This window comes from Streptomyces dryopteridis (assembly GCF_049606955.1).
Taxonomy (GTDB): domain Bacteria; phylum Actinomycetota; class Actinomycetes; order Streptomycetales; family Streptomycetaceae; genus Streptomyces.
On record NZ_CP187113.1, the window covers coordinates 4407872 to 4429619 of the forward strand.

Below are 21748 nucleotides of genomic sequence, written 5' to 3' on the forward strand. Positions count from 1 at the left end.
GGGCGCTAGGATGCGTCGCATGGACGACTCTGATCTGATGGAGACTTGTTCCCTTTGTGGGCGGGAAGGCGCGGCGGAGCACGGCCACGCCGAGGAAGGTTCTCGGGGGGTGCGGGTGGAGCTGACGGTCGCGGAGGTTCGCGGGATCCTGGCTCTCTGCCACCCTGTTGGGAAACCCGAGGAAATTCAGAAGGAAATCGCCACGGATTTGGCGACAGCGCTGGGTCTGGCCGTGTCCGATTTGCCGGGTTGTTGCTATACGTGCCTGATCACGCCTGGTGAGTACGGATTCTTCAGATCGGATTACGTGCTCGTCCGGCCGAACTGAGCCCCGGCTGGGTGCTCACAAGTGCCGTCCCTCGGCCGCGCACGCGAAGTTGGCGCGGCGGGTGGCTCTTCTCAGGGCTCTCAGGAGGACCGGGCCCAGGGTGAGGGTGAGGGCCACCGTGAGGGTGGCTCGGCCGAGGTCCCAGCCGATCGAGGTGGCCAGGCAGTAGGCCAGGAAGCGGGCCAGGTTCGCGGGCAGGGGGTCGCCCGGGTGGAAGCTGATGCCCTGGCCCATGCCCTGGAGGAGGACCCACCCTTGTAGGTTCATGATCGTGCCGTACGCGAACGCCGCGACGAAGCCGTAGGCCGCCAACACCGCCAGTTCGGCGCGGCCGCGCAGGCGGTTGGGGGCGGGCAGGAGGCCGGCGCCCAGGGTGAACCAGCCCATCGAGAGCATCTGGAACGGCAGCCACGGGCCCACCCCGCCCGTCAGCAGCGCCGACGCGAACATCGTGATCGAGCCCAGCACGAAGCCGAAACCCGGGCCGAGGACGCGGCCGCTCAGCACCATCAGGAAGAACATCGGCTCCAGGCCCGCCGTGCCCGCGCCCAGAGGGCGCAGGGCCGCGCCCACCGCCGCCAGGACGCCCAGCATCGCGACCGCCTTCGAGTCCATGCCCTGGTCCGCGATGGTCGCGATGACCACCCCGACCAGCAGCGGCAGCAGGGCCGCGAACAGCCACGGGGCGTCCTGGCTGTGGGCCAGACCGGACTGCCGGTCGGCCAGCAGGGGCCAGCCGAAGGCCGCGATGCCGACCAGGGTGACCAGGATCAGGGCCAGCGTGGCGCGTTTGCCGATGCGGATGGGGCGGGGGGACGGGGGGATCGGGGTCATGAGGTCGGCGCCCCCTCGTGCAGGGCCGTTTTCACCGTGGTGACCGTGAGCCAGGGGTCGGGGGCGAGGATTTTCGCGACCTGGGGGGCGAAGGCCGGGGAGGAGACGACGACCTCCGCCGTCGGGCCGTCCGCGACGAGGTCGCCGCCGGCCAGGATGAGGACCCGGTGGGCGAGTTCCGCCGTGAGTTCCACGTCGTGCGTCGCCATCAGGATGGTGTGCCCGTTCGCGGCCAGGTCGCGCAGGATCGTGATCAGGCGGGCCTTCGCCGCGTAGTCCAGGCCGCGGGTGGGCTCGTCCAGGAGGATCAGCGGGGGGCGGCCCGTGAGGATCAGGGCCAGGGCGAGGGCGAGGCGTTGGCCTTCGGAGAGGTCGCGGGGGTGAGTGTCGTCGGGCACGTCCGGGAGCAGGGACGTGACCAGGGCGCGGCAGGTGCCGGGCGTCGCGCCCGCGTCCGCGTCGGCCGCCGCGCACTCGGCCGCGACGGTGTCCGCGTACAGCAGGTCACGGGGTTCCTGCGGGACGAGGCCGACGCGGCGGATCATCGCCGCCGGGCTCGTGCGGTGCGGGACCGCGCCGCCGACCGTGACCGTGCCCGAGGCCGGTTCGAGGATGCCGACCAGGGTGGAGAGCAGGGTGGACTTGCCGGCGCCGTTGCGGCCCATCAGGGCCACGATCTCCCCGGGCGCGAGGGTGAGGTCCACGTCCCGGAGGATCTCCGCCCGGCCGCGTCGGACCCCCAGGCCCGCCGCCCGCAGCGGGGTCGTCGTGTCCGGCCCGCTGTCGGGGGTCGGGGGCGCGGGGCGCCGGCGGCCCAGGCCGAGGAGGCCGCGGGCGGGACGGGCCGGCGCCGGGGGCGCCGTCGGGGGGAGGGGGGCGGCCGTCGGGGCCGGGGTGGGGACGGGGGCGCCGAGGCGGGCGCGCAGTTCCGGGGCCCTGCGGCGGGCGTCGCGGACCGAGAGGGGCAGCGGGTTCCAGCCGGCCAGCCGCCCGAGGTCGACGACCGGGGGCCGGACCGGGGAGATCGCCATGACGGCCTCCGGGGTGCCGGTGACGGGGGGCCGGCCCGGTCCGGGCATGAGGATGACGTTGTCCGCGTACTGGATCACGCGTTCCAGGCGGTGCTCGGCCATCAGGACCGTCGTGCCCAGGTCGTGCACCAGGCGTTGCAGCACCGCCAGGACCTCCTCGGCCGCCGCCGGGTCCAGGGCCGAGGTGGGTTCGTCCAGGACGAGGACCCGCGGGTGCGGGGTGAGGACGGAGCCGATCGCGACGCGTTGCTGTTGCCCGCCGGAGAGGGAGGCGATGGGACGGTCGCGCAGCTCGTTCAGGCCGAGGAGGTCGAGGGTCTCCTCGACGCGGCGGCGCATCACCGGGGCCGGCAGCCCCAGGGACTCCATGCCGTAGGCCAGTTCGTCCTCGACCGTGTCCGTCACGAAGTGGGCGAGCGGGTCCTGGCCGACCGTGCCGACCACGTCGGCGAGTTCGCGCGGCTTGTGGGTGCGGGTGTCGCGGCCCGCGACCGTGACCCGGCCGGTGAGGGTGCCGCCCGAGAAGTGCGGGACGAGGCCGGAGACCGCGCCCAACAGCGTGGACTTGCCGACGCCGGACGGGCCGACGAGGAGGGTGAGCTCCCCTTCGGGGACGGTGAGGTCGGCGTCGACGAGGGAGGGCGCGGGCGCGCCGTCGTACGTCACCGAGACCTGTTCGAAACGGATCATCGACGGGGCTCCTCGGCGAGGGGGGACGACGGGCGGAGGGGACGGCGCACGGGCTCCGGGGCGGGCTCCGGCGCCGGGTCCGCGCCCGGGCGGGGCGGGACCGGGGCGACGAAGGCCGGCAGCAGGCCGAGGAGGATCGCGGCGGCCGGCCACAGGGGGAGTTCCGGCACGACGAGGGGGACCACGCCGGGGCGCAGCGGCTCGGGGTCCACCGTGCTCGCCCAGATCAGGGCGGCGGCGACGGCCGCGCCGCTGCCGGCGACGAGCCAGGCGCGGGCGCCCCAGCGGTCGGGACGGTAGCGGGTGCGGACGCTGCGGACGCCGCCCAGGCGCAGCCCGGCCAGGGCCAGGACCACGCCGAGCAGCAGCACCGGCAGGCCGTAGCCGGCGCCCTCGGAGGCGAGCAGGCCGTAGGTGCCGGCGCAGACGCCGAGCAGGCCGCCGAGGGTGAGGGCGCTGGTGGTGTGGCGGACGGCGGGCGGCACGTCGGCGGTGCGGCCGTAGCCGCGCGCGTCCATGGAGGCGGCGACGGCCACGGAACGTTCGAGGGCGCCCTCCAGCACCGGCAGCCCGATCTGGAGGATCGCGCGGATCCCGCCGGTGGGCCGGCCGCGCAGCCGGCGGGCGGTGCGCAGGCGGACCACGTCGGCCACGAGGTTGGGGGCGAAGGTCATCGCGACGACCACCGCCACCCCCGCCTCGTACAGGGCCGCGGGCAGGGACTTCAGCAGGCGCGCCGGGTTCGCGAGGGCGTTGGCGGAGCCCACGCACACCAGCAGCGCGGCCAGCTTCAGGCCGTCGTACGTGGCGAACACGAGCTGCTCGGCCGTGACCCGCCCGCCGAAGCGGATGCCCTGCGCCCAATCGGGCAGGGCGAGTTCGGGGAGGGTGAAGAGGTGGTGACTGCCGGGGATGGGGGAGCCGAGGAGCACGGAGAACAGCAGGCGCAGGCCCAGCACGAACAGGCCGAGCTTGAGGAAGGCGCCGTAGCTGCGGGCCCAGGGGGCGTCGGTGCGGCGGGCGGCGACCACGTAGCCGGCGACGGCGACGATCAGGGCGAGGAGGACGGGGTTGGTGGTGCGGGAGGCGGCGGTGGCCAGGCCGAGGGCCCACAGCCACCAGGCGCCCGCGTGCAGGGCGTTGGCGCGGGTCGCCAGCGGAGCGGAGCGGGCCTGGCGGCCCGCGGAGCCGGGGCGGGGCGGTCGGCCCGCGGAGGCGGGGCGGGGCGGTCGGCCCGCGGAGGCGGGGCGGGACGGTCGGCCCGCCGGGGTCCGGGGGCCCACCGGGGCCTGCGGGGTCGCCGGGGCCTGCGGGGTCGCCGGGGTTTGCGAGGTCGGCCCGGGCGACGGCGGGCCCGCCGGGGTCTGCGGGGTTGCTGGGGCCTGCGGGGTTGCCGGGGTTTGCGGGGCTGCCGGGGCCTGAGAGGTCGGCCCGGGCGACGCCGGGCCCGCCGGGGCCTGCGGGCCCACCGGGGTCCGGGGGCCCGCCGGGGTCTGTGGGGCCGGCCCGGGTGACGGCGGGGTCGTCGGGGGCTGGGCGGCTGCCGGGGGCTGCGGGGCCCGGGCGGTGGGTCCGGTCGGTCCGGGCTGCGGGTTCGTGGGGGGTGGGGTCGGGTGTGGGGGGCGGGGGGCGCCCGTGCCGGTGGTTTCGGCGGCGTCGGGCGTGCCCCCGTCCCCGGCCGACCCGGGGGCGCCCGCGGTCTCGCCCGCTCTGGTGGGCGGTGTGGCGCGGGTGCTGCCCGGGGTGTCCGCGGGGTCGGTCGTCCGGCCGGGTGTCGTCGGCTCGGTCCCGGCCGGTTCGGGGGTGGGGCCGGGGGGTGTGGGGGTCATCGGTCGCGGCGGCGGCGGGCCTGCCACAGGCCGGCCGCGCCGAGCACGAGCACGCCCGCGAGGCCCGCCCACAGGCCGACCGCCGGGCCGCCGGAGTCCCCGTCCGCGTCGTTCTTCTCGGCCGCCGTCGGGGCCGGGTCCTGCGCGCCGGCCTTCGAGGGGTCGGCGGCGGGGGCGTCGACGGGGTCGGCGCAGCCCTTGGCGGGGTAGCCGGAGATCGCGCACAGCAGCGCGGACTCGTTGTAGCGCAGCGGCTTGGCGACCTCGGCGAGGGCCTCGGCGGTGGTGGCGTCGGGGGTGACGACGGCGCACGCGGTGCGGGCGTCGGCGTGCGGCGGGGTCTCGCCCTTGGGCGCGTCGCCGGGGACCCCGAAGTCGATGACGAGCGCGACCCGCTTGCGGCCGTCGACGGCCGGGGTGGCCCCGCAGATCGCGGTGAAGTCGGCGGCGGCCCGGGGCTTGACGGCGTTCTTCGGGTCGTCGGCGCTGACGGCGAAGCGGAAGCCCTGCACGGTGCCGTCGGCGGGTCGGGCCACGGACGGGCCCTGGGTCGCGAAGCTCCACGTCCCGTCCTTGCCGTCCCAGAACGTCCAGTACCGGTAGCCGACCGCGAGGGCGGGGGCGGCGGCGAGGACGGCGAGCAGCGCGCCGAGGGTCAGCGTCACGAGGGCGGCGACCGGGCCGCGCGCGCGGCGGCGGGGGTGGGGGCGGGGGGTGTGGGACACGGGGTTCACTCTCCGGGGCGGCGCCCCGGGGGGCGGGCCCGCGTGGTCGGCGGCGGGGGCTGCGGACGGTGGCGGCGGACGGGGCGCGGGGCGGCGGGGGACCGTCGTGGTCCGGCCGCGCCCCGTCCGCCGGGGCGTCAGAGCTGCTGCTGCTTCTTGCGTCGGCCGCTGATGAGGATGCCGATGCCGGCGCCGGCGGCGAGGCCCGCGATCACGTACCAGATCGTGAAGTCGCCCGAGTCCTCGTCCTTCTTCTTCTCGTCCTGCGCGCCGGTGGAGGCGGACGGGGAGGCGTCGGCCTTGGCGGCGGCGGGGCCGGTGGCGGCGAGGGCGGCGACGAGGTCGGTGCCGCCGAAGGACTTCGGGTCCACGCCGGCGGCGTGCGCGGTCAGCACGAGGGTGCCGAGGGCGGCCGGGTTGTCCTTGGCCCAGGCGGCGGAGTTCTTCTCCAGCCAGGCGACGGCGCCGGCGGCGGCCTGCTTGTGGCCGGCGGCGGTGAGGGCGACGACGGCGTCGGCGGTGTTGCCCACGTCGGGCAGGGCCTGGTCGGAGCCGGGGGTCTTCGCGGTGAGGTGCCCGTCCTTCTTGAGGGCCTCGGCGAGCCAGCCGGCGCCGCCCTGCGCGAGCGCGGTCGGGTCGGCGGCGTTCGCGCCCTCGGGGGCCGGGCAGGTGATCGGCGCGGCCGGGGTGTCGGCGCCGCCGGGGGCGACGAGGGCGCCCTTGCCGAGGCCGGCGAGGACGGCGGCGGCGGTGGCGTCGGCGTTGGCGGCGAGCTTGCCGTCGGTGGGCTGGTAGGCGAAGGAGCCGCGGTCGGCGGCGGGCTCGGCGTCGCAGCCGAGACGGAACGGGGCGAGGCCCTCGTAGGCGCTCTTGCCGGCCTTGGACTTGACGTCGGCGGGCTTCTCGCCGGCGGTGGCCAGGGCGCTGATGACCACGGAGGTCGAGTTCGCGTCGCTGGGGGAGCCGGGCACGTAGGACCAGCCGCCGTCCTCGTTCTGCACGGACTTCAGCCAGTCCACGGCCTTCTTCACGGCCGCGTCGTGCCCGCCGAGGGCCTTGAGGGCCTGGACGGCGGCGGAGGTGGCGTTCGTGTCGTACATGGTCTTGTCGTCGCACGCCTTGCCGGCGTCGGCGCGGAAGGAGGCGAAGCCGCCGGTGGCGCACTGCTGGCCGGTCAGCCAGTCCATGGCCTGCGGGGCCGGGGTGACGCCGACGGTCTTCTGCGCGAGCAGGGCGAAGGACTGGCGCCACACGCCGTCGTAGGTGGGGTCGGCCTTGCCGAACACGCCGGACGGGATCACCGGCGGCGCGGAGGGCGCCGGGGTGTCGGCGAGGGCGACGGGGGCCGCTCCCACGCAGAGCACGGCGGTGGCGGCGAGCGCGGCGGCGCTGCGACGGACGTTCATGGTGGGGAGGGTGCCTCTCCTGCCGGGGAGCGGGAGGCGGGGCACGCGGGGGCGTGACCGGCTCCGGCTCCGTGTACCTCGACGGTGCCGGTCACCGGCCGGCCCGCGGGGGCGGTTCGGTGACGCGAGCCGTGTGCCTCCGACCGGGCGGTCCGACTTCCCGGCGCCGGCCGCGACCGGGCGGTCGGGGGAGTGGCGGGGTCACGGTTGCGGGTCAGCGCCGGATTCGCACCGGCTTTCCCCGTTGTCGGAGGGTTGACGACCGTCCCACTCTACCGGCCCGCCCCCGGACCACCCGGTCGCGGTGCGGGACGCGGGTGGGCGGGGGTGGGCCGGTGGTCCCGGGCGGGCACGAGTGCGCGCCGGTCCTTCACGCCCCCGGAGCCTCCCGCGCCCCCTGCCGGGTTCGGTGACTCAGCGTTACAGTCGACACGCAGAGTGATTCTTCTGGGGAGGGGTGGCGTGATGAGGAGGGGTGTCGTGATGGGGTCACAGGGCCCGGTAGGTGACGGGATCGGTGTTCGGGACGGGTTCGGCGCGGCCCTGTTTGACCAGGCGCCGCAGGTGCGCCTCGGCCTCGGAGACGGCGATGGTGCGCGAGCCGTGCGGGATCCGGGCCCAGGGCCGGTTCCACTCCATGCGTTCGGCGAGCTGCCACGGGGTGAGCGGGTCGGCGAGCAGGCGCCGCAGGTCCGAGAGGCGTTCCTCGTGGTGGGCGAGGAGATCGCGGACGCGGGCCGGGGCGTCGGTGAAGGCGTGCTGGTGAGCGGGAAGCACTTCGGCGGGGTCGAGTCGGCCGATGCGTTCGAGGGAGTCGAGGTAGTCGCCGAGGGGGTCGGTGATCCGGTCGTCCTCGGGATCCTCGTAGAGGCCGATGTGGGGGCTGATCCCGGGCAGCAGGTGGTCGCCGGAGAACAGTCGGCCGCGGCCGGGCAGTCCGGCCGGGTGCTCCTCCTCCAGGTGCAGGCAGACGTGACCGGGGGTGTGGCCGGGGGTCCACACGGCGCGCAGCCGGCGGCCGGCGAGGGGGAGGAGTTCGCCGGGCGGGATGTCGCGGTCGGGCAGGGCCGGGCGCAGGCCGGGCAGGGTGCCGGCGCGGCGGCCGGCGCCGGCGGCGCGCAGCGGGGCGAGGTGGGATTCGGGGGCGCCGGCGAGCGCGAGCTTCTCCGCCATGTACGCGAACCACAGGCCGGGCTCGGCGGAGCGGGTGCGGGCGACGACCTCGGCGTCGGCGGCGTGCATGGCGATCCAGGCGCCGGATGCCTCGCGGACCTTGCCGGACAGGCCGTGGTGGTCGGGGTGGTGGTGGGTGACGACGACCCCGCGCACCTCGGTGACGGAGGTGCCGAGCGCGGTGAGGCCGGCGGTGAGGGTGTGCCAGGAGGTGGGGTCGTCCCAGCCGGTGTCCACGAGGACGGGGCCGTCGTCGGTGTCGACGAGGTGGACGAGGGTGTGGCCGAGGGGGTTGTCGGGGATCGGGACCTTGATCGCGTGGACCCCGCCGCCGTGGTCGAAGACCTCGGGGGCGGGCTCGGGGGCCCCGTCGGCGGGCCCGGGGCGCGTGGGCGTGGGGTGCGCGGCCGTGGGCGCGGGGCGTGCGGGCGTGGGCGTCGGGTCCGGGGTGTCGGGTGTGTCGGGCGTGTCGGTCACGTGCTCCCCCTGGCGTCGGCGGTGCGGGTCCGTGCGGGGCCCGCGGGCTGGTGCGGGCCCCGCGTGACGAGAACCCGTTCCAGTAGTAGCCCAAGTCGACCTTCCCGCGCACCCCTTGACCGTGTCCGTTGAAGATCGCACCCGGATCGGACCGGTTCCGTCGGGGCCGTGGACTCCTCTAAATAGAACTGGTATCAGTTCTTCGGATCGGGTCCGAAGGATTGTCGGCATCTCGAAAGGCAGCGGCCATGACCGAACTCGTCGAACACGGACGGCTCCTCATCGGCGGGGAGTGGCAGGACCCCCGCGGCAGCGAGGTCATCGAGGTGGTGTCCCCGCACACCGAGGAGGTCATCGGTCGGGTCCCGCACGCCTCCCGCGAGGACGTGGACCTGGCGGTGGCCGCCGCCCGGCGCGCCTTCGACGAGGGCCCCTGGCCGCGCACCTCGCTGGCGGAGCGGATCGAGGTCGTCACCCGCATCAAGGACGCCTTCGGGGCCCGCTTCGACGAGATCGCCCGCTCCATCAGCGCCCAGAACGGCTCCCCGTACACGTGGAGCGTGGCCGCGCAGGCCCTCGGCCCGATGATGATCTACGACGCCGCGCTGAAGACGGCCGCCGCCCACACCTGGGAGGAACACCGGCAGGGCGCGCTCGGTCCGATCGTCGTGCGCCGCGAGCCGGTGGGCGTGGTCGCGGCGGTGATCCCGTGGAACGTGCCGCAGTTCGTGGCCGCCGCCAAGCTCGCGCCGGCGCTGCTGTCGGGCTGCACCGTGGTCCTCAAGCCCTCGCCCGAGTCCCCCCTGGACTCCTACATCCTGGCCGACATCGCCCGCGAGGCCGGCCTGCCCGAGGGCGTGCTGTCGATCCTGCCCGCCGACCGCGAGGTCAGCGAGTACCTGGTCGGGCACCCGGGCGTGGACAAGGTCGCGTTCACCGGGTCCGTCGCGGCCGGCAAGCGGGTCATGGAGGTCGCCTCCCGCAACCTGACCCGGGTGACGCTGGAACTCGGCGGCAAGTCGGCGGCCGTGGTGCTGCCCGACGCCGACCTCGACGCGACCGTGGCCGGGCTCGTGCAGTCGGGCTGGATGAACAACGGGCAGGCGTGTGTGGCCCAGACCCGGATCCTGGCCCCGCGCTCCCGGTACGAGGAGATCGCCGAGGCCCTCGCGGCGGCCGTCTCCGCGCTCGTGGTCGGCGACCCGCTCGACCCGGCCACCGAGATCGGCCCGCTGGTGGCCCGTCGGCAGCAGCAGCGGTCGCTGGACTACATCCGGATCGGGCAGGAGGAGGGCGCGAAGGTGCTCGCGGGCGGCGGCCGGCCCGCCGGGCTGGAGCGCGGCTGGTACGTGGAGCCCACCCTCTTCGGCGACGTGGACAACTCGATGCGGATCGCCCGCGAGGAGATCTTCGGGCCGGTGGTCTGCCTGCTGCCGTACGGGGACGAGGCGGAGGCGGCGCGGATCGCCAACGACTCCGAGTTCGGGCTCAGCGGCAGCGTGTGGACGGCCGACGTGGAACACGGCCTGGACTTCGCGCGCTCGGTGCGCACCGGCACCTACAACGTCAACACCTTCAGCCTGGACATGCTCGGCCCGTTCGGCGGCTACAAGAACAGCGGCATCGGCCGTGAGTTCGGCCCCGAGGGCCTGGACGCCTACCTGGAGCACAAGATGATCCACCTGCCCGCCGGGTACGAGGGGGCCGGTGCCTGATGGGGGACCGCTGGGAGGTGGAGGTGGACCGGGGCGTGTGCATCGGCTCCGGGATGTGCGTGAACCTGGCCCCGGCCGGGTTCCGCCTGGACTCGGCGCGGCAGTCGCACCCGGCCGAGACCGAGACGGACGCGAACGAGGCGGTCCTCGCGGCGGCCGAGGGCTGCCCGGTGGAGGCCATCGCGATCGCGCTCGCCGGGACCGGGGAGCCGGTGTTCCCGCCCGAGGAGTGACCCGAACGGCGTCGCTTTTCGGACTGAAGTGAAGTGATATCGAAGCGAACCGAAGCGAACCGAAGTGAATCGAAGCGCGGGGCGTCGGGGCGAACGGGCCGGTCCCGCGGGCGGGGCGGGGCCGGTCCGTCGCCCCCCGCCGGTCCGTTCGCCCCGGCGTCAGTCCGTGCCGCCGGCCCGGTGGGCGCGTTCCGGGTCGGTCAGGTCGATCAGTTTGCACACCGTCTCGATGTCGATCTTCACCTGGGCGATCGAGGCCCGCCCCGACAGCCACGTGATCAGCGCCGAGTGCCAGGTGTGCTCGATGACCCGCACCGCCGACAGCTGTTCGGCGGTGGGTGGGGCCGCGAGGTCCATCGCGTCCAGGATGATCGCCGTGGTCTGCCGCGAGACCGTGTCCACCTCCGGGCTCACGCTGCGGTCCGCGAACGTCAGCGCGCGCACCATCGCGTCCGCCAGGTGCGGTTCGCGCTGCATCGCGCGGAACGCCCCCATCAGGGTCTCGGCCACCCGCCGGGCCGGATCCGGGCCGGCCGGCGGGCGCTTGCGCAGGGTCGCGTGCATCTGCTGCAACTGGTCCTGCATCGTCGCGACCAGCAGGTGGATCTTGGACGGGAAGTAGCGGTACAGGGTGCCGAGGGCGACCTCGGCCGCCTCGGCGACCTCCCGCATCTGCACCGCGTCGAACCCGCCCCGGACCGCGAGCTGGGCGCTGGCGTGCAGGATCCGGCGCCGACGGGCTTCCTGGCGCTCGGTCAGGGGCGGTGCGGCCGGGATCTCGGCCGGGGGCTGCGCTGTCATGAGTGTCCCTGTTCGGTCTCGCCTCGTCGGGGGCTGTCGGAGTGGGGGGTGACGCTCGGCACGGCCGTCGGCCGCTCAGCATGGCAGGCGCCCGGGCCGTGGCGCGAATCACCTGCACTCGCTCTTACGGTGTGGTTTCCGACGGGTAGATTCAATGCTCTTCGACGGATCAACTCTGAAACTTGTTCTACATTATCCGAGCGGTTACGCTCCGCCGAAAGCGCAGGGAGAAGGGGGCCGGGAGTGACCGCAGAGGCCATGGTGACGAGCCCTTCGGCGGGCTCCGCACGCGACGGCGAACGCCCGTTGCGGATCGCGCTGCTCACCTACAAGGGGAACCCGTTCTGCGGGGGACAGGGCGTCTACACGCGCCACCTCGCCCGCGAACTGGCCCGCCTCGGGCACCACGTCGAGGTGATCGGCTCCCAGCCGTACCCGATCCTCGACGACGAGCCCGGCGCCACCCTCACCGAGCTGCCCAGCCTCGACCTCTACCGCCAGCCCGACCCGTTCCGCACCCCGCGCCGCGAGGAGTTCCGGGACTGGATCGACGCGCTGGAAGTGGCGACCATGTGGACCGGCGGCTTCCCCGAGCCGCTCACCTTCTCGCTGCGCGCCCGCCGCCTCCTGCAGGCCCGGCGCGGCGAGTTCGACGTGGTGCACGACAACCAGACCCTCGGCTACGGCCTCCTCGGCGACCTCGGCGCGCCCCTGGTCACCACGATCCACCACCCCATCACCGTGGACCGCCGGCTCGACCTCGCCGCCGCCAAGGACCGCAAGAAGCGCGCCTCGGTGCGCCGTTGGTACGCGTTCACCCGGATGCAGAAGCGCGTCGCCCAGCGGCTGCCCTCGATCCTCACCGTCTCCGGCTCCTCCCGCCGCGAGATCGTCCGTGACCTCGCCGTGCGCCCCGACAAGGTGCACGTCGTGCACATCGGCGCCGACACCGACCTGTGGTCCCCCGACCCGTCCGTGGCCGAGATCCCCGGCCGGATCGTCACCACCTCCAGCGCCGACGTGCCCCTCAAGGGCCTCGTGCACCTCGTCGACGCCCTCGCCAAACTCCGCGCCGAACGCCCCGACGCCCACCTCGTCGTCGTCGGCAAGCGCGCCGAGGACGGCCCCGTCGCCCGCGCCATCGAGACCCACGGCCTCCAGGACGCGATCCGCTTCGTGAAGGGCGTCAGCGACGCCGAACTCGTGGACCTCGTGCGCTCTGCCGAAGTCGCCTGCGTGCCTTCCCTCTACGAGGGCTTCTCCCTCCCCGCCGCCGAGGCCATGGCCACCGGCACCCCCCTCGTCGCCACCACCGGCGGCGCGATCCCCGAGGTCAGCGGAGCCGACGGCGACACCTGCCTGGCCGTCCCGCCCGGCGACCCCGGCGCCCTGGCCGACGCCCTCGGCCGGATGCTCGCCGACCCCGAGCTGCGGGCCCGGATCGGCGCCGCCGGCCGCGCCCGGGTCCTCGCCAACTTCACCTGGGCCAAGGCCGCCGAGGGCACCGTCGCCCGCTACCGCGAGGCCATCGCCCGCGCCGACCGCGCCCGCCGGACCGCCACCCGCTGACCGACGGCCCGGGCCCCGAGCCCCCGTCCACCCACCCATCCCCACCCCCGCGACCGCGAAGGCAGGACCCCGTGCTGACCGTCGACTTCTCCCGGTTCCCGCTCGCCGCCGGAGACCGCGTGCTCGATCTCGGCTGCGGCGCCGGCCGGCACGCCTTCGAGTGTTACCGGCGCGGCGCCCAGGTCGTCGCCCTGGACCGCAACGGCGAGGAGATCCGTGAGGTCGCCAAGTGGTTCGCGGCCATGAAGGAGGCCGGCGAGGCCCCCGCCGGCGCCACCGCCACCGCCATGGAGGGCGACGCCCTCGCCCTGCCCTTCCCCGACGACTCCTTCGACGTCGTGATCATCTCCGAGGTGATGGAGCACATCCCCGACGACAAGGGCGTCCTCGCCGAGATGGTCCGCGTGCTGCGCCCCGGCGGCCGGATCGCGATCACCGTGCCCCGCTACGGGCCCGAGAAGATCTGCTGGACCCTCTCCGACGCCTACCACGAGGTCGAGGGCGGCCACATCCGCATCTACAAGGCCGACGAACTCCTCGGCAAGATGGAACAGGCCGGCCTCAAGCCCTACGGCACCCACCACGCCCACGGACTGCACTCCCCGTACTGGTGGCTCAAGTGCGCGTTCGGCGTGGACAACGACCAGGCTCTGCCGGTGAAGGCGTACCACAAGCTGCTGGTCTGGGACATCATGAAGAAGCCGCTGGCGACCCGCCTCGCCGAGCAGGCCCTCAACCCGCTCATCGGCAAGAGCTTCGTGGCCTACGCCACCAAGCCCCACCTGCCCGCGGACATCGCCGAATGAGCCTGTCCGACCGGACCGAACACCTCGCCCTGCCCGGCGTGCTGACCGCCGCACAGGCCGCCGAGACCGTCGCCGGCATCCTCGCCGCCCAACGCGCCGACGGCGCCATCCCCTGGTACCGCGGCCACCACCTCGACCCCTGGGACCACACCGAGGCCGCCATGGCCCTCGACGCGGCCGGCGAACACCAGGCCGCCGCCCGCGCCTACGCCTGGCTGGCCCGGCACCAGAACGAGGACGGCTCCTGGTACGCCGCCTACGCCGACCGCCCCGAGGGCGTGGACACCACCGCCCCGCAGGACGCCGGCAAGGAGTCCAACTTCACTGCCTACGTCGCCGTCGGCGTCTGGCACCACTACCTCGCCACCGGCGACGACACCTTCCTCGACCGCATGTGGCCCGTCGTCTACGCGGCCGTCGAGTTCACCCTCGCCCTGCAACGCCCCGGCGGCCAGATCGGCTGGAAGCGCGAGGCCGACGGCACCCCCGTCACCGACGCCCTGCTGACCGGCTGCTCCTCCGTGCACCAGGCGCTGCGCTGCGCCCTGGCCATCGCCGACCACCGCGAGGAACCCCAGCCCGACTGGGAACTGGCCGTGGGCGCCCTGCGACACGCCATCCGGCGGCACCCCGAACGCTTCCTCGACAAGTCCCGCTACTCCATGGACTGGTACTACCCGGTGCTCGCCGGGGCGCTGACCGGCCCGGAGGCCAAGGCGCGCATCGAGGAACGCTGGGAGGAGTTCGTCGTCCCCGACCTCGGGGTGCGCTGCGTGCTGCCCAACCCGTGGGTGACCGGCGGCGAGAGCTGCGAACTGGCCCTCGCGCTGTGGGCCTCGGGGGAGTCCGACCGGGCCGTGGAGGTGCTCCGCTCCATCGCGCACCTGCGGGCCGAGAACGGCATGTACTGGACCGGCCGGGTCTTCGACGAGGACGCCGTGTGGCCGGTGGAACAGACCACGTGGACGGCGGGCGCGCTGATCCTGGCCGCCGCCGCGCTCGGCGGGGACGAGGCCACGGGCGAGGTCTTCGGCGGCGGCCGGCTGCCGGCCGGGCTGGAACCCGCGTGCGCGGAGGAGTGCGGCGCCGGCCACTGAGCCCGGCCGGCCGCGCGCGAACGCCCCGGGCGGGGAGCCATCCCCGCGCGGGGCGTCGGTGCCCGGTGGGCGGACCTCAGAGCCGGCGGGCCAGGGCGTGGCCGACGACGAGGTACAGCAGGGCGGGCAGGCCGTAGGAGAGGAGGACCCGCAGCCACTCGGGGTCCACCGTGAAGATGTCGTGGCACCAGGCGGTCAGCCAGGTCGCCGCGTCGTGGAAGAACGCGACCACGGCGTTCCCCGTGTTCGCGTCCAGCATCCACATCACGATCCACAGGACGATGATGAGGACGACCGCGTCCGTCACCAGGGCGATCAGGCGCCCGGCGGTACCGCTCGTTCGTGCGCGCAGCGCGCTGTGTGTGGGCATGTCGCGCTTCTTGCCGCCCCCGGGGTTCGCAAACCCGTGCGAGGGCGGCGCTTGCCGTGTACCCGTCAGGAGTTGAGCTCGGCGAGCACCCGCAGGGTGTGCGGGTCGGGCGCGGTGACGAGCAGGTCCGTCACGGGCCCCTTGCGCCACTCCTCCAACCGCTCCGCGATGCGCTCCCGGGGGCCGACCAACGAGATCTCGTCGGCGAACGCGTCGGGCACGGCGAGCACGGCCTCCTCCCGACGGCCGGCCAGGAACAGCTCCTGCACCCGCCGGGCCTCCTCCGCGTACCCCATCCGCCCCATCAGGTCGGCGTGGAAGTTGCGGGTGGCGTGCCCCATGCCGCCGATGTAGAACCCGAGCATCGCCTTCACCGGCAGCAGCCCCTCCGCCACGTCCTCGCAGACCCGCGCCCGCGCCATCGGGGCGATCGTGAACCCGGCGGGGAGGTCGGCGAGGGACGCCTCGTAGACGTCGGTGCGCAGCGGGGACCAGTACAGCGGCAGCCAGCCGTCGGCGATGCGGGTGGTCTGCGCGATGTTCTTCGGGCCCTCGGCGCCCAGCAGGATCGGCAGGTCGGCGCGGAGCGGGTGGGTGATGGGCCGCAGCGGCTTGCCGATGCCGACGCCGTCGGCGCCCCGGTAGGGGTGGGAGTGGAAGCGCCCGTCGACCTCCACGGGGGCCTCGCGGCGCAGCACCTGCCGGATCACGTCCACGTACTCGCGGGTGGCGGTCAGCGGGCTCGCCGGGAACGGCCGCCCGTACCAGCCCTCCACCACCTGCGGCCCGGACAGCCCGAGCCCCAGGATCATCCGGCCGCCGGAGAGGTGGTCGAGGGTGAGGGCGTGCATGGCGGTGGCGGTGGGGGAGCGGGCGGCCATCTGGGCGATGGCGGTCCCGAGCCGGATCCGGCTGGTGTGGGCGGCGATCCAGGTCAACGGGGTGAAGGCGTCGGAGCCCCATGCCTCGGCGGTCCACACGGAGTCGTAGCCGAGCCGTTCGGCCTCGCGGGCGAGTTCGAGGTGCTCGGGGTTGGGTCCGCGTCCCCAGTACCCCAGTGCCAGTCCCAGCCGCATGCCGCACCCCTTCCCGTATCTGACGACACGTCAGATCCCGTGTCGGCCCGACTGTAGGCCAACGCCCCGCGGCCCGGAAGGGGCGGCGGGGCGTCGGGGGGTGAGGGGTGGGTCGGGGGGATCAGCCGCGTTGGATGTTGCCCGTGTCGTTCAGGACGCCGCGGCGCTTGTCCTGGGTCTCCGCGATCAGCGTGTTCGGGCCGCGCTGGTCCACCGCCAGGTACCAGGTGCCCGGCTCCAGGCGGGCGATGGGCGCGCCGCCGCCGTCCAGCGGGAACAGCGGACGGGACTCGGGCACCGCGAACCAGAACGGCGCGAAGCCGGGGGCCGTGCCCGCCGCGTGCGGGTCCGGGCGGTCGGCGGGGGTGGCGTCACGGGGGCCGCCGAAGGGGTCGGAGGCGCCGCGTCCGGTGCCGGGCACCCCGTACGGCGAGGTCTCGCCCGGCACGCCGGCGCCGAAGCCGCCGGGCTGCCCGGTGTGCGGCTGTCCGACGCCCGGCTGTCCGGGGGTGCCCCACTGGGGGGCGCCGGGGCCGCCGGCCGGGCCCGCGCCGGGGCCGCCGCTCGGACGGGGGCCGCCGGCCGGGACCAGCGGGGCGGCCAGGGCCGGCACCCGCGAGCCGAAGAGCAGCACGCCGGCGATGGCGAGGGAGCCGAGGAAGGCCAGGATCAGGCCGGCGCCCACGTCGGAGGTGCCGGGGGTGTTCAGGGACCACAGGGCCGCCCACGCCGCGAGCACGGCCAGCACGGTGGCCCAGGCGTTCGGGGTCAGCCCCAGCACCGAGCGGTCGAGCGGCGCGAACTTCGGCACGACGGCCAGGGCGGCGGCGCCCAGGGCCGGCAGGAAGACGGTGGGCAGGACCAGCGGCACGAGGTCCAGCGACCAGGCGGACGCGCCGCCGCAGTCCACGGCCAGGCGCCCGCAGTCGAACGAGTAGTAGTCGAGGAACGAGGCGATGAGCAGCACGACCGCTGCTCCGATCACCACGCCGTCGCCTCGGGTGAGGGAGCGGATGTTCACGGGGAGTCCTTCTCGGTCGTCTCGGGGCCTCGTCGGCCGGCCTCGGGTCTGGCCTCGGGTCTGGCCGCGGTGGCGTTGCGGGCCCGCGGCGAGAGACCATCGTACGGATGCGCGGGCCGGTGGGGGGAGCGGCCTCGAAGCTCGCGCCGGACGGATCGGGGCGAGTCGGGGCGCACGGGAGGACCCGGGGCGCGTCGCGGCCCCCGGGCCGGGCGGGCTCGGGGGCCGGACGGTACGGGCGTTGCGGCCGGGGTGGCCGGGGTGGCCGGTGCGGGCGGTGCCGGTGGTGCGGCCGGTGCCGGCGGGGGCGGTGGTGGTGCGGGCCGGGTCGGGTCAGCCGCCGAGGAAGCCGATCAGGCCGTCGGCGATGCCCTGGGCCGCCTTCTGGCGCCACTGTGGGTCGGTGAGCCGGCCGGCGTCCTGCGCGTCGCGCATGTTGCCGCACTCCAGGAAGACCTTGGGCTGCTTGGACAGGTTGAGGCCGCCGAGGTCGTCGCGGGTGACGATGCCGGTGCCGCCGCCGAGGTAGTTGGCGGGCGCGGAGCCGGTGGCGCGCACGAAGTTGCCCGCGATCCGCTCGCCGAGGTTCTTGGAGGGGCCGACGATCGCGGAGGTGTCGGCGGCGCCGCCCTTGACGAGCGCGGGCAGGATCACGTGGAAGCCGCGGTTGCCGGCGGAGGAGCCGTCGGCGTGGATGGAGATCACGGCGTCGGCGTGGGCCTCGTTGCCGATCCGGGCGCGTTCGTCGATGCACGGGCCCCAGGCGCGCTCGCCGGTGTGGGTCAGCAGCACCTTCACCCCGCGCGCCCGCAGCAGCTCGCTCACCCGGCGCGAGACGTCCATGGTGAACTCGGCCTCCTTGTAGCCGGCGTTCGTGGCGGTGCCGGTGGTGTCGCACTCCTTGCGGCCGGTGCCGATGTTCACGAGCTGGTTGATCTCGCGGCCGTGGCTGAAGTTGTTCAGGTTGTGGCCGGGGTCGACGACCACGGTGCGGCCGCTGAGCGGCAGGCCGGGCGCGGGGGCCGGGGGTTGGGCGGCGGCGGGCGGGGTCGCGCCCCGGGGGTCCGCGTTCGCGCCCGGGTCCGTGTCGGTGTCGCCGGCCTTGGGGGTCGCGGTGCCGGGGGCCGGGGTGGAGGGGGCCGGGGCGGGGGGCGTGGTGGCGGCGGGGGCACCGCTGGGCTTGGCGTCGCCGCCGGTGCCCGCGCCGCCGGCCGGGCCGGGGGAGCTCGCGCCGACGATGGCGGTGGACCCGCCGCCCCCGTTGTCGTCGTCGACCACGTTGGCCAGCATCCAGCCGGCCAGGCAGGCGGGCGCGAGGGCGGCCAGGGCGACCGTCAGCGTGGCCCGGCGCACGAACCAGGGGCGGTCCGGGCTGATGGAGGAGGCGGACTCGGGCTGCGGAGGGCTGTCGTCGTTCAGCACCCCGTGATGCTAGACCGTAAGTCGGTCAATCGTCCGGATCCTGCTCCATCCGGGGGCGGGTGGGGCCCCCGGGGCCCGGGGGGCTCAGATGCCGGGGGCGGTGCGGCGCAGGACGCGCAGCGAGTCGGTGACGGAGACCTCCTCGAACGCGCCCGAGGCCAGGGCGCGCTGGTGCACCCGCCAGGGCGCCTGCCCGCCGTCGGCGGGGTCGGGGAACACGTCGTGGATGACGAGGAGGCCGCCGACGGCCAGGTGCGGCACCCAGCCCTCGTAGTCCCCGCTCGCGTGCTCGTCGGTGTGTCCGCCGTCCACGAAGACCAGGCCCAGCGGGGTGCCCCAGACGCGGGCGGCCTGCGGGGAGCGGCCCACGAGCGCGAGCACGTGCTCCTCCAGCCCGGCCGCGTGCAGGATCCGGCGAAAGGTGGGGAGGGTGTCCATGAGGCCGACCTCGGGGTCGACCAGGCTCGGGTCGTGGTACTCCCAGCCGGGCTGCTGCTCCTCGCTGCCCCGGTGGTGGTCGACGGTCACGGCGAGCACGCCGGCGGCGCGGGCGGCGTCGGCCAGCAGCAGGGTGGAGCGCCCGCAGTAGGTGCCGATCTCCAGCAGCGGCAGGCCCAGCGCGGTGGCCGCCTCGGCCGCCGCCGCGTACAGGGCGAGGCCCTCGGCGTACGGCATGAAGCCCTTGGCGGCCTCGAAGGCGGCGAGGGTCTCCGGCTTGGGGGTGGCGGCCACGGCCATGGGTCCTCCGACGGTCGGTGCTGGTGGGCGGGGGTGCGGGCGGGGCGCCCGTGCCGCGGCGGCCCATGCTGCCCTACCGGCGGGTAGTCGTCACCCTCCGGGGTCGTCGGTCCGGTCGACACGAATCTGACCTTCCGTCAGACTGTAACGTGTTCTACTCTGCCGGTCGACCCGGCGGACGGCCGCCGACCTCGCCGACGAGGAGCGTCATGGGCATCGGAACCACCACCGAACACGCCGAGTTGGCCGCCGCCGTACGCGGTTGGGCCACCCGACACGCACCCCCCGAGGAGACCCGCAAACTCCTCGACGCGCCCCCCGCCGCCCCCGGCACCCGCCCCGCCCACTGGGACGCCCTGGCCGGCTCCGGCCTGCTCGCCCCCCACCTCGACGGCGGCACCCTCCTCGACCTCGCCGTCGTCCTCGAAGAGGCCGCCCGCGCCGCCCTCCCCGGCCCCCTCCTGCCCACCGCCCTCGCCTCCGTCCTCCTCGACCGCGCCGGCCGCCCCGAGCTCGCCGGCGAACTCGCCGAGGGCACCCGGATCGGCGCCGTCGCCCTGGGCCCCGGCACGCTGACCGCCGTCACCGTCGAGGGCGGCGGACTGCTCCTCGACGGCCTCGCCCCGCCCGTCCTCGGCGCCGACGCCGCCGACCTCCTGCTGCTCCAGGCCACCGCCGCCGACGGCACCCGCTGGTGCGCCGTGGACGCCGCCGACCTCGCCGTCCGCGTCCACGACAGCGCCGACCCCACCCGCCCCACCGCCGAGGTCCACGCCCGGGGCGTCACCGTCCCCGCCGACCGGATCCTCGACCTCACCGGCGCCGAAGCCCTCGACCTCGCCTGCGTCCTGTTCGCCGCCGACGCCTGCGGCACCGCCGCCAAGGCCCTCGACCTCGCCGCCGAACACGCCCGCGTCCGCGTCCAGTTCGGCAGCCCCATCGGCCGCTTCCAAGGCGTCAAACACCTCTGCGCCGACATGCTCGTCCGCCTCGAACAGGCCCGCGCCCTCACCTGGGACGCCGCCGAGGCCGGCCAGGACCGCGCCCTGGCCCCCGAGACCCGCGCCCTGGTCACCGCCCTCGCCGCCGGCGTCGCCCTCGACGCCGCCCACGGCTGCGCCAAGGACGCCATCCAGATCCTCGGCGGCATCGGCTTCACCTGGGAACACGACGCCCACATCTACCTGCGCCGGGCCCTGGTCGCCCGCCAACTCCTCGGCACCGGCGACACCCACCGGCTGCGCGCCGTCCGCCACGCCGCCGCCGGCGCCCGCCGCGAACTCCGCCTCGACCTCCCGCCCGAGGCCGAGACCCACCGCGCCGCCTCCCGCGCCGCCCTCGCCGCCGCCCGCGGCCAGGACCCGGCCACCGCCCGCCGCACCCTCGCCCCCACCGGCTGGGCCGCCCCCCACCTGCCCGCCCCGCACGGGCGCGGCGCCGGCCCCGTCGAACAGATCGTGGTCCAACAGGAGATGCGGGCCGCCGGCGTCCGCCTCGCCGACCTCTCCATCGCCACCTGGGTCGTGCCCTCCCTCCTCGCCCACGGCACCCCCGCCCAACAAGAGGCATGGGTGCCGGCCACCCTCACCGGCGAGCTCACCTGGTGCCAGCTCTTCTCCGAACCCGAGGCCGGCTCCGACCTCGCCTCCCTGCGCACCCGCGCCGAACGCCTCGACGACGGCACCGGCCGCTGGCGCGTCACCGGCCAGAAGGTGTGGACCAGCTCCGCCCACACCGCCCACCTCGGCATCCTCCTCGCCCGCACCGACCCCACCGCCCCCAAGCACAAGGGCCTGGGTTACTTCGTCGTCGACATGCGCCACACCCCCGGCATCGAGATCCGGCCGCTGAAGGAGATCACCGGCGAGGCCCTGTTCAACGAGGTCTGGTTCGAGGACGCGATCCTCCCCGCCGACGCCCTCGTCGGCGGCGAGACCGAGGGCTGGAAGGTCGCCCGCAACACCCTCGGCAACGAACGCGTCCACATGGCCGACCAGATGCGCTTCGACACCGGCCTCGAAGCCCTCCTGGCCCGCGCCGCCGACCTTGACGGCGCGACCCGCGCCCGCCTCGGCGCCCTCGTGGCCGAGGCCCACGCCCTGGCCTGCATCGGCCTGCGCACCACCATCGGCCAGGTCTCCGGCCTCGAACCCGGCCCCGGCGCCTCGATCCGCAAACTCGTCCAGACCCCGCACCAACAGAAGGTCGCCGAACTCGCCCTCGAACTCCTCGGCCCCGCCGGGGCCGTCGCCGAGGGCCCCGGCGCCCGCGCCGTGCACGGGATGCTCATGTCCCGCTGCCTGACCATCGCCGGCGGCACCACCCAGGTCCAGCTCAACGTCGTCGCCGAACGCATCCTCGGCCTGCCCCGCGACTGACCCCGCGACCGATCCCCCCGAACCCGTAC

19 protein-coding genes are annotated in these 21748 nt (G+C 75.3%); 7 read left to right on the plus strand and 12 right to left on the minus strand.

All coding sequences use genetic code 11. From position 1 onward, the window contains the following. Positions 1-19: 19 nt before the first annotated feature. Positions 20-328 (plus strand): hypothetical protein, encoded by a 309-nt coding sequence (locus ACN20G_RS18850; RefSeq protein ID WP_424213963.1) that lies wholly within the window; start codon positions 20-22, stop codon positions 326-328. 15 nt (positions 329-343) lie between these two features. Here the strand turns inward: ACN20G_RS18850 and ACN20G_RS18855 are convergent, their stop codons facing one another. The 6 genes from ACN20G_RS18855 to ACN20G_RS18880 form a co-directional block, all read right to left on the minus strand. After that, positions 344-1162 (minus strand): ECF transporter S component, encoded by an 819-nt coding sequence (locus ACN20G_RS18855; protein WP_424213964.1) that lies wholly within the window; start codon positions 1160-1162, stop codon positions 344-346. After that, positions 1159-2883, minus strand: a complete 1725-nt coding sequence (locus ACN20G_RS18860; RefSeq protein WP_424213965.1) for an ABC transporter ATP-binding protein — start codon at positions 2881-2883, stop codon at positions 1159-1161. The genes ACN20G_RS18855 and ACN20G_RS18860 overlap by 4 nt, the downstream gene beginning before the upstream one ends. Beyond that, on the minus strand, positions 2880-4040 hold the full coding sequence (locus ACN20G_RS18865) for an energy-coupling factor transporter transmembrane component T (protein ID WP_424215575.1): 1161 nt from the start codon (positions 4038-4040) through the stop codon (positions 2880-2882). The genes ACN20G_RS18860 and ACN20G_RS18865 overlap by 4 nt, the downstream gene beginning before the upstream one ends. Positions 4041-4708: 668 nt before the next feature. After that, a complete protein-coding gene (locus ACN20G_RS18870) occupies positions 4709-5437 on the minus strand; it encodes an SCO2322 family protein (RefSeq protein WP_424213966.1) in 729 nt (242 codons plus the stop codon). A 137-nt stretch (positions 5438-5574) separates the two neighbouring features. Then, positions 5575-6843 carry a prenyltransferase/squalene oxidase repeat-containing protein gene (locus tag ACN20G_RS18875; RefSeq protein WP_424213967.1) on the minus strand — a complete coding sequence of 423 codons (1269 nt, stop codon included), beginning with the start codon at positions 6841-6843 and terminating at the stop codon, positions 5575-5577. A gap of 489 nt (positions 6844-7332) precedes the next feature. Then, positions 7333-8331 carry an MBL fold metallo-hydrolase gene (locus ACN20G_RS18880; RefSeq protein WP_424215576.1) on the minus strand — a complete coding sequence of 333 codons (999 nt, stop codon included), beginning with the start codon at positions 8329-8331 and terminating at the stop codon, positions 7333-7335. A 410-nt stretch (positions 8332-8741) separates the two neighbouring features. Between ACN20G_RS18880 and ACN20G_RS18885 the strand changes: the two genes are divergently transcribed. After that, on the plus strand, positions 8742-10208 hold the full coding sequence (locus ACN20G_RS18885) for an aldehyde dehydrogenase (protein WP_424213968.1): 1467 nt from the start codon (positions 8742-8744) through the stop codon (positions 10206-10208). After that, a complete protein-coding gene (locus ACN20G_RS18890; protein WP_424213969.1) occupies positions 10208-10441 on the plus strand; it encodes a ferredoxin in 234 nt (77 codons plus the stop codon). The genes ACN20G_RS18885 and ACN20G_RS18890 overlap by 1 nt, the downstream gene beginning before the upstream one ends. Before the next feature lie 159 nt (positions 10442-10600). On the opposite strand, the gene ACN20G_RS18895 is transcribed toward ACN20G_RS18890, so the two are convergent. Then, positions 10601-11242, minus strand: coding sequence for a TetR family transcriptional regulator (locus ACN20G_RS18895; protein WP_424213970.1), 642 nt, complete (start codon positions 11240-11242; stop codon positions 10601-10603). Positions 11243-11485: 243 nt separating this feature from the next. On the opposite strand from ACN20G_RS18895, the gene ACN20G_RS18900 reads away from it, so the two are divergent. From ACN20G_RS18900 to ACN20G_RS18910, 3 genes are all read left to right on the plus strand, one after another. Next, a complete protein-coding gene (locus ACN20G_RS18900) occupies positions 11486-12811 on the plus strand; it encodes a glycosyltransferase family 4 protein (protein ID WP_424213971.1) in 1326 nt (441 codons plus the stop codon). A gap of 71 nt (positions 12812-12882) precedes the next feature. Next, the gene (locus tag ACN20G_RS18905) at positions 12883-13617 is read left to right on the plus strand and encodes a class I SAM-dependent methyltransferase (protein ID WP_424213972.1); all 735 of its coding nucleotides are present in this window, start codon (positions 12883-12885) and stop codon (positions 13615-13617) included. Then, positions 13614-14714: a prenyltransferase gene (locus ACN20G_RS18910; protein WP_424213973.1), complete on the plus strand. Its 1101-nt coding sequence runs from the start codon at positions 13614-13616 to the stop codon at positions 14712-14714. The genes ACN20G_RS18905 and ACN20G_RS18910 overlap by 4 nt, the downstream gene beginning before the upstream one ends. Before the next feature lie 76 nt (positions 14715-14790). Here the strand turns inward: ACN20G_RS18910 and ACN20G_RS18915 are convergent, their stop codons facing one another. The 5 genes from ACN20G_RS18915 to ACN20G_RS18935 all read right to left on the minus strand — a co-directional run bounded on the left by ACN20G_RS18915 (position 14791) and on the right by ACN20G_RS18935 (position 19341). Further along, complete coding sequence (locus ACN20G_RS18915) at positions 14791-15084, minus strand: hypothetical protein (RefSeq protein WP_424213974.1); 294 nt, start codon at positions 15082-15084, stop codon at positions 14791-14793. 65 nt (positions 15085-15149) lie between these two features. Continuing rightward, positions 15150-16160 carry an LLM class F420-dependent oxidoreductase gene (locus ACN20G_RS18920; protein ID WP_424213975.1) on the minus strand — a complete coding sequence of 337 codons (1011 nt, stop codon included), beginning with the start codon at positions 16158-16160 and terminating at the stop codon, positions 15150-15152. Between the two features lie 121 nt (positions 16161-16281). Next, positions 16282-17181, minus strand: a complete 900-nt coding sequence (locus ACN20G_RS18925) for a hypothetical protein (protein WP_424213976.1) — start codon at positions 17179-17181, stop codon at positions 16282-16284. 333 nt (positions 17182-17514) lie between these two features. Next, positions 17515-18603 carry an N-acetylmuramoyl-L-alanine amidase gene (locus tag ACN20G_RS18930; RefSeq protein WP_424213977.1) on the minus strand — a complete coding sequence of 363 codons (1089 nt, stop codon included), beginning with the start codon at positions 18601-18603 and terminating at the stop codon, positions 17515-17517. Positions 18604-18687: 84 nt separating this feature from the next. Further along, positions 18688-19341: a class I SAM-dependent methyltransferase gene (locus tag ACN20G_RS18935; protein WP_424213978.1), complete on the minus strand. Its 654-nt coding sequence runs from the start codon at positions 19339-19341 to the stop codon at positions 18688-18690. A 209-nt stretch (positions 19342-19550) separates the two neighbouring features. On the opposite strand from ACN20G_RS18935, the gene ACN20G_RS18940 reads away from it, so the two are divergent. Beyond that, a complete protein-coding gene (locus ACN20G_RS18940; RefSeq protein ID WP_424213979.1) occupies positions 19551-21719 on the plus strand; it encodes an acyl-CoA dehydrogenase in 2169 nt (722 codons plus the stop codon). Positions 21720-21748 lie beyond the last annotated feature (29 nt).

Excerpts from the sequence above, each read along its gene's own strand:
- ACN20G_RS18885 (WP_424213968.1), top strand. The coding sequence starts at position 8,742 with ATGACCGAACTCGTCGAACACGGACGGCTCCTCATCGGCGGGGAGTGG.
- ACN20G_RS18875 (WP_424213967.1), bottom strand. The coding sequence starts at position 6,843 with ATGAACGTCCGTCGCAGCGCCGCCGCGCTCGCCGCCACCGCCGTGCTC.
- ACN20G_RS18850 (WP_424213963.1), top strand. The coding sequence starts at position 20 with ATGGACGACTCTGATCTGATGGAGACTTGTTCCCTTTGTGGGCGGGAA.
- ACN20G_RS18940 (WP_424213979.1), top strand. The coding sequence starts at position 19,551 with ATGGGCATCGGAACCACCACCGAACACGCCGAGTTGGCCGCCGCCGTA.
- ACN20G_RS18920 (WP_424213975.1), bottom strand. The coding sequence starts at position 16,160 with ATGCGGCTGGGACTGGCACTGGGGTACTGGGGACGCGGACCCAACCCC.
- ACN20G_RS18860 (WP_424213965.1), bottom strand. The coding sequence starts at position 2,883 with ATGATCCGTTTCGAACAGGTCTCGGTGACGTACGACGGCGCGCCCGCG.
- ACN20G_RS18935 (WP_424213978.1), bottom strand. The coding sequence starts at position 19,341 with ATGGCCGTGGCCGCCACCCCCAAGCCGGAGACCCTCGCCGCCTTCGAG.
- ACN20G_RS18855 (WP_424213964.1), bottom strand. The coding sequence starts at position 1,162 with ATGACCCCGATCCCCCCGTCCCCCCGCCCCATCCGCATCGGCAAACGC.
- ACN20G_RS18910 (WP_424213973.1), top strand. The coding sequence starts at position 13,614 with ATGAGCCTGTCCGACCGGACCGAACACCTCGCCCTGCCCGGCGTGCTG.
- ACN20G_RS18895 (WP_424213970.1), bottom strand. The coding sequence starts at position 11,242 with ATGACAGCGCAGCCCCCGGCCGAGATCCCGGCCGCACCGCCCCTGACC.
- ACN20G_RS18915 (WP_424213974.1), bottom strand. The coding sequence starts at position 15,084 with ATGCCCACACACAGCGCGCTGCGCGCACGAACGAGCGGTACCGCCGGG.
- ACN20G_RS18890 (WP_424213969.1), top strand. The coding sequence starts at position 10,208 with ATGGGGGACCGCTGGGAGGTGGAGGTGGACCGGGGCGTGTGCATCGGC.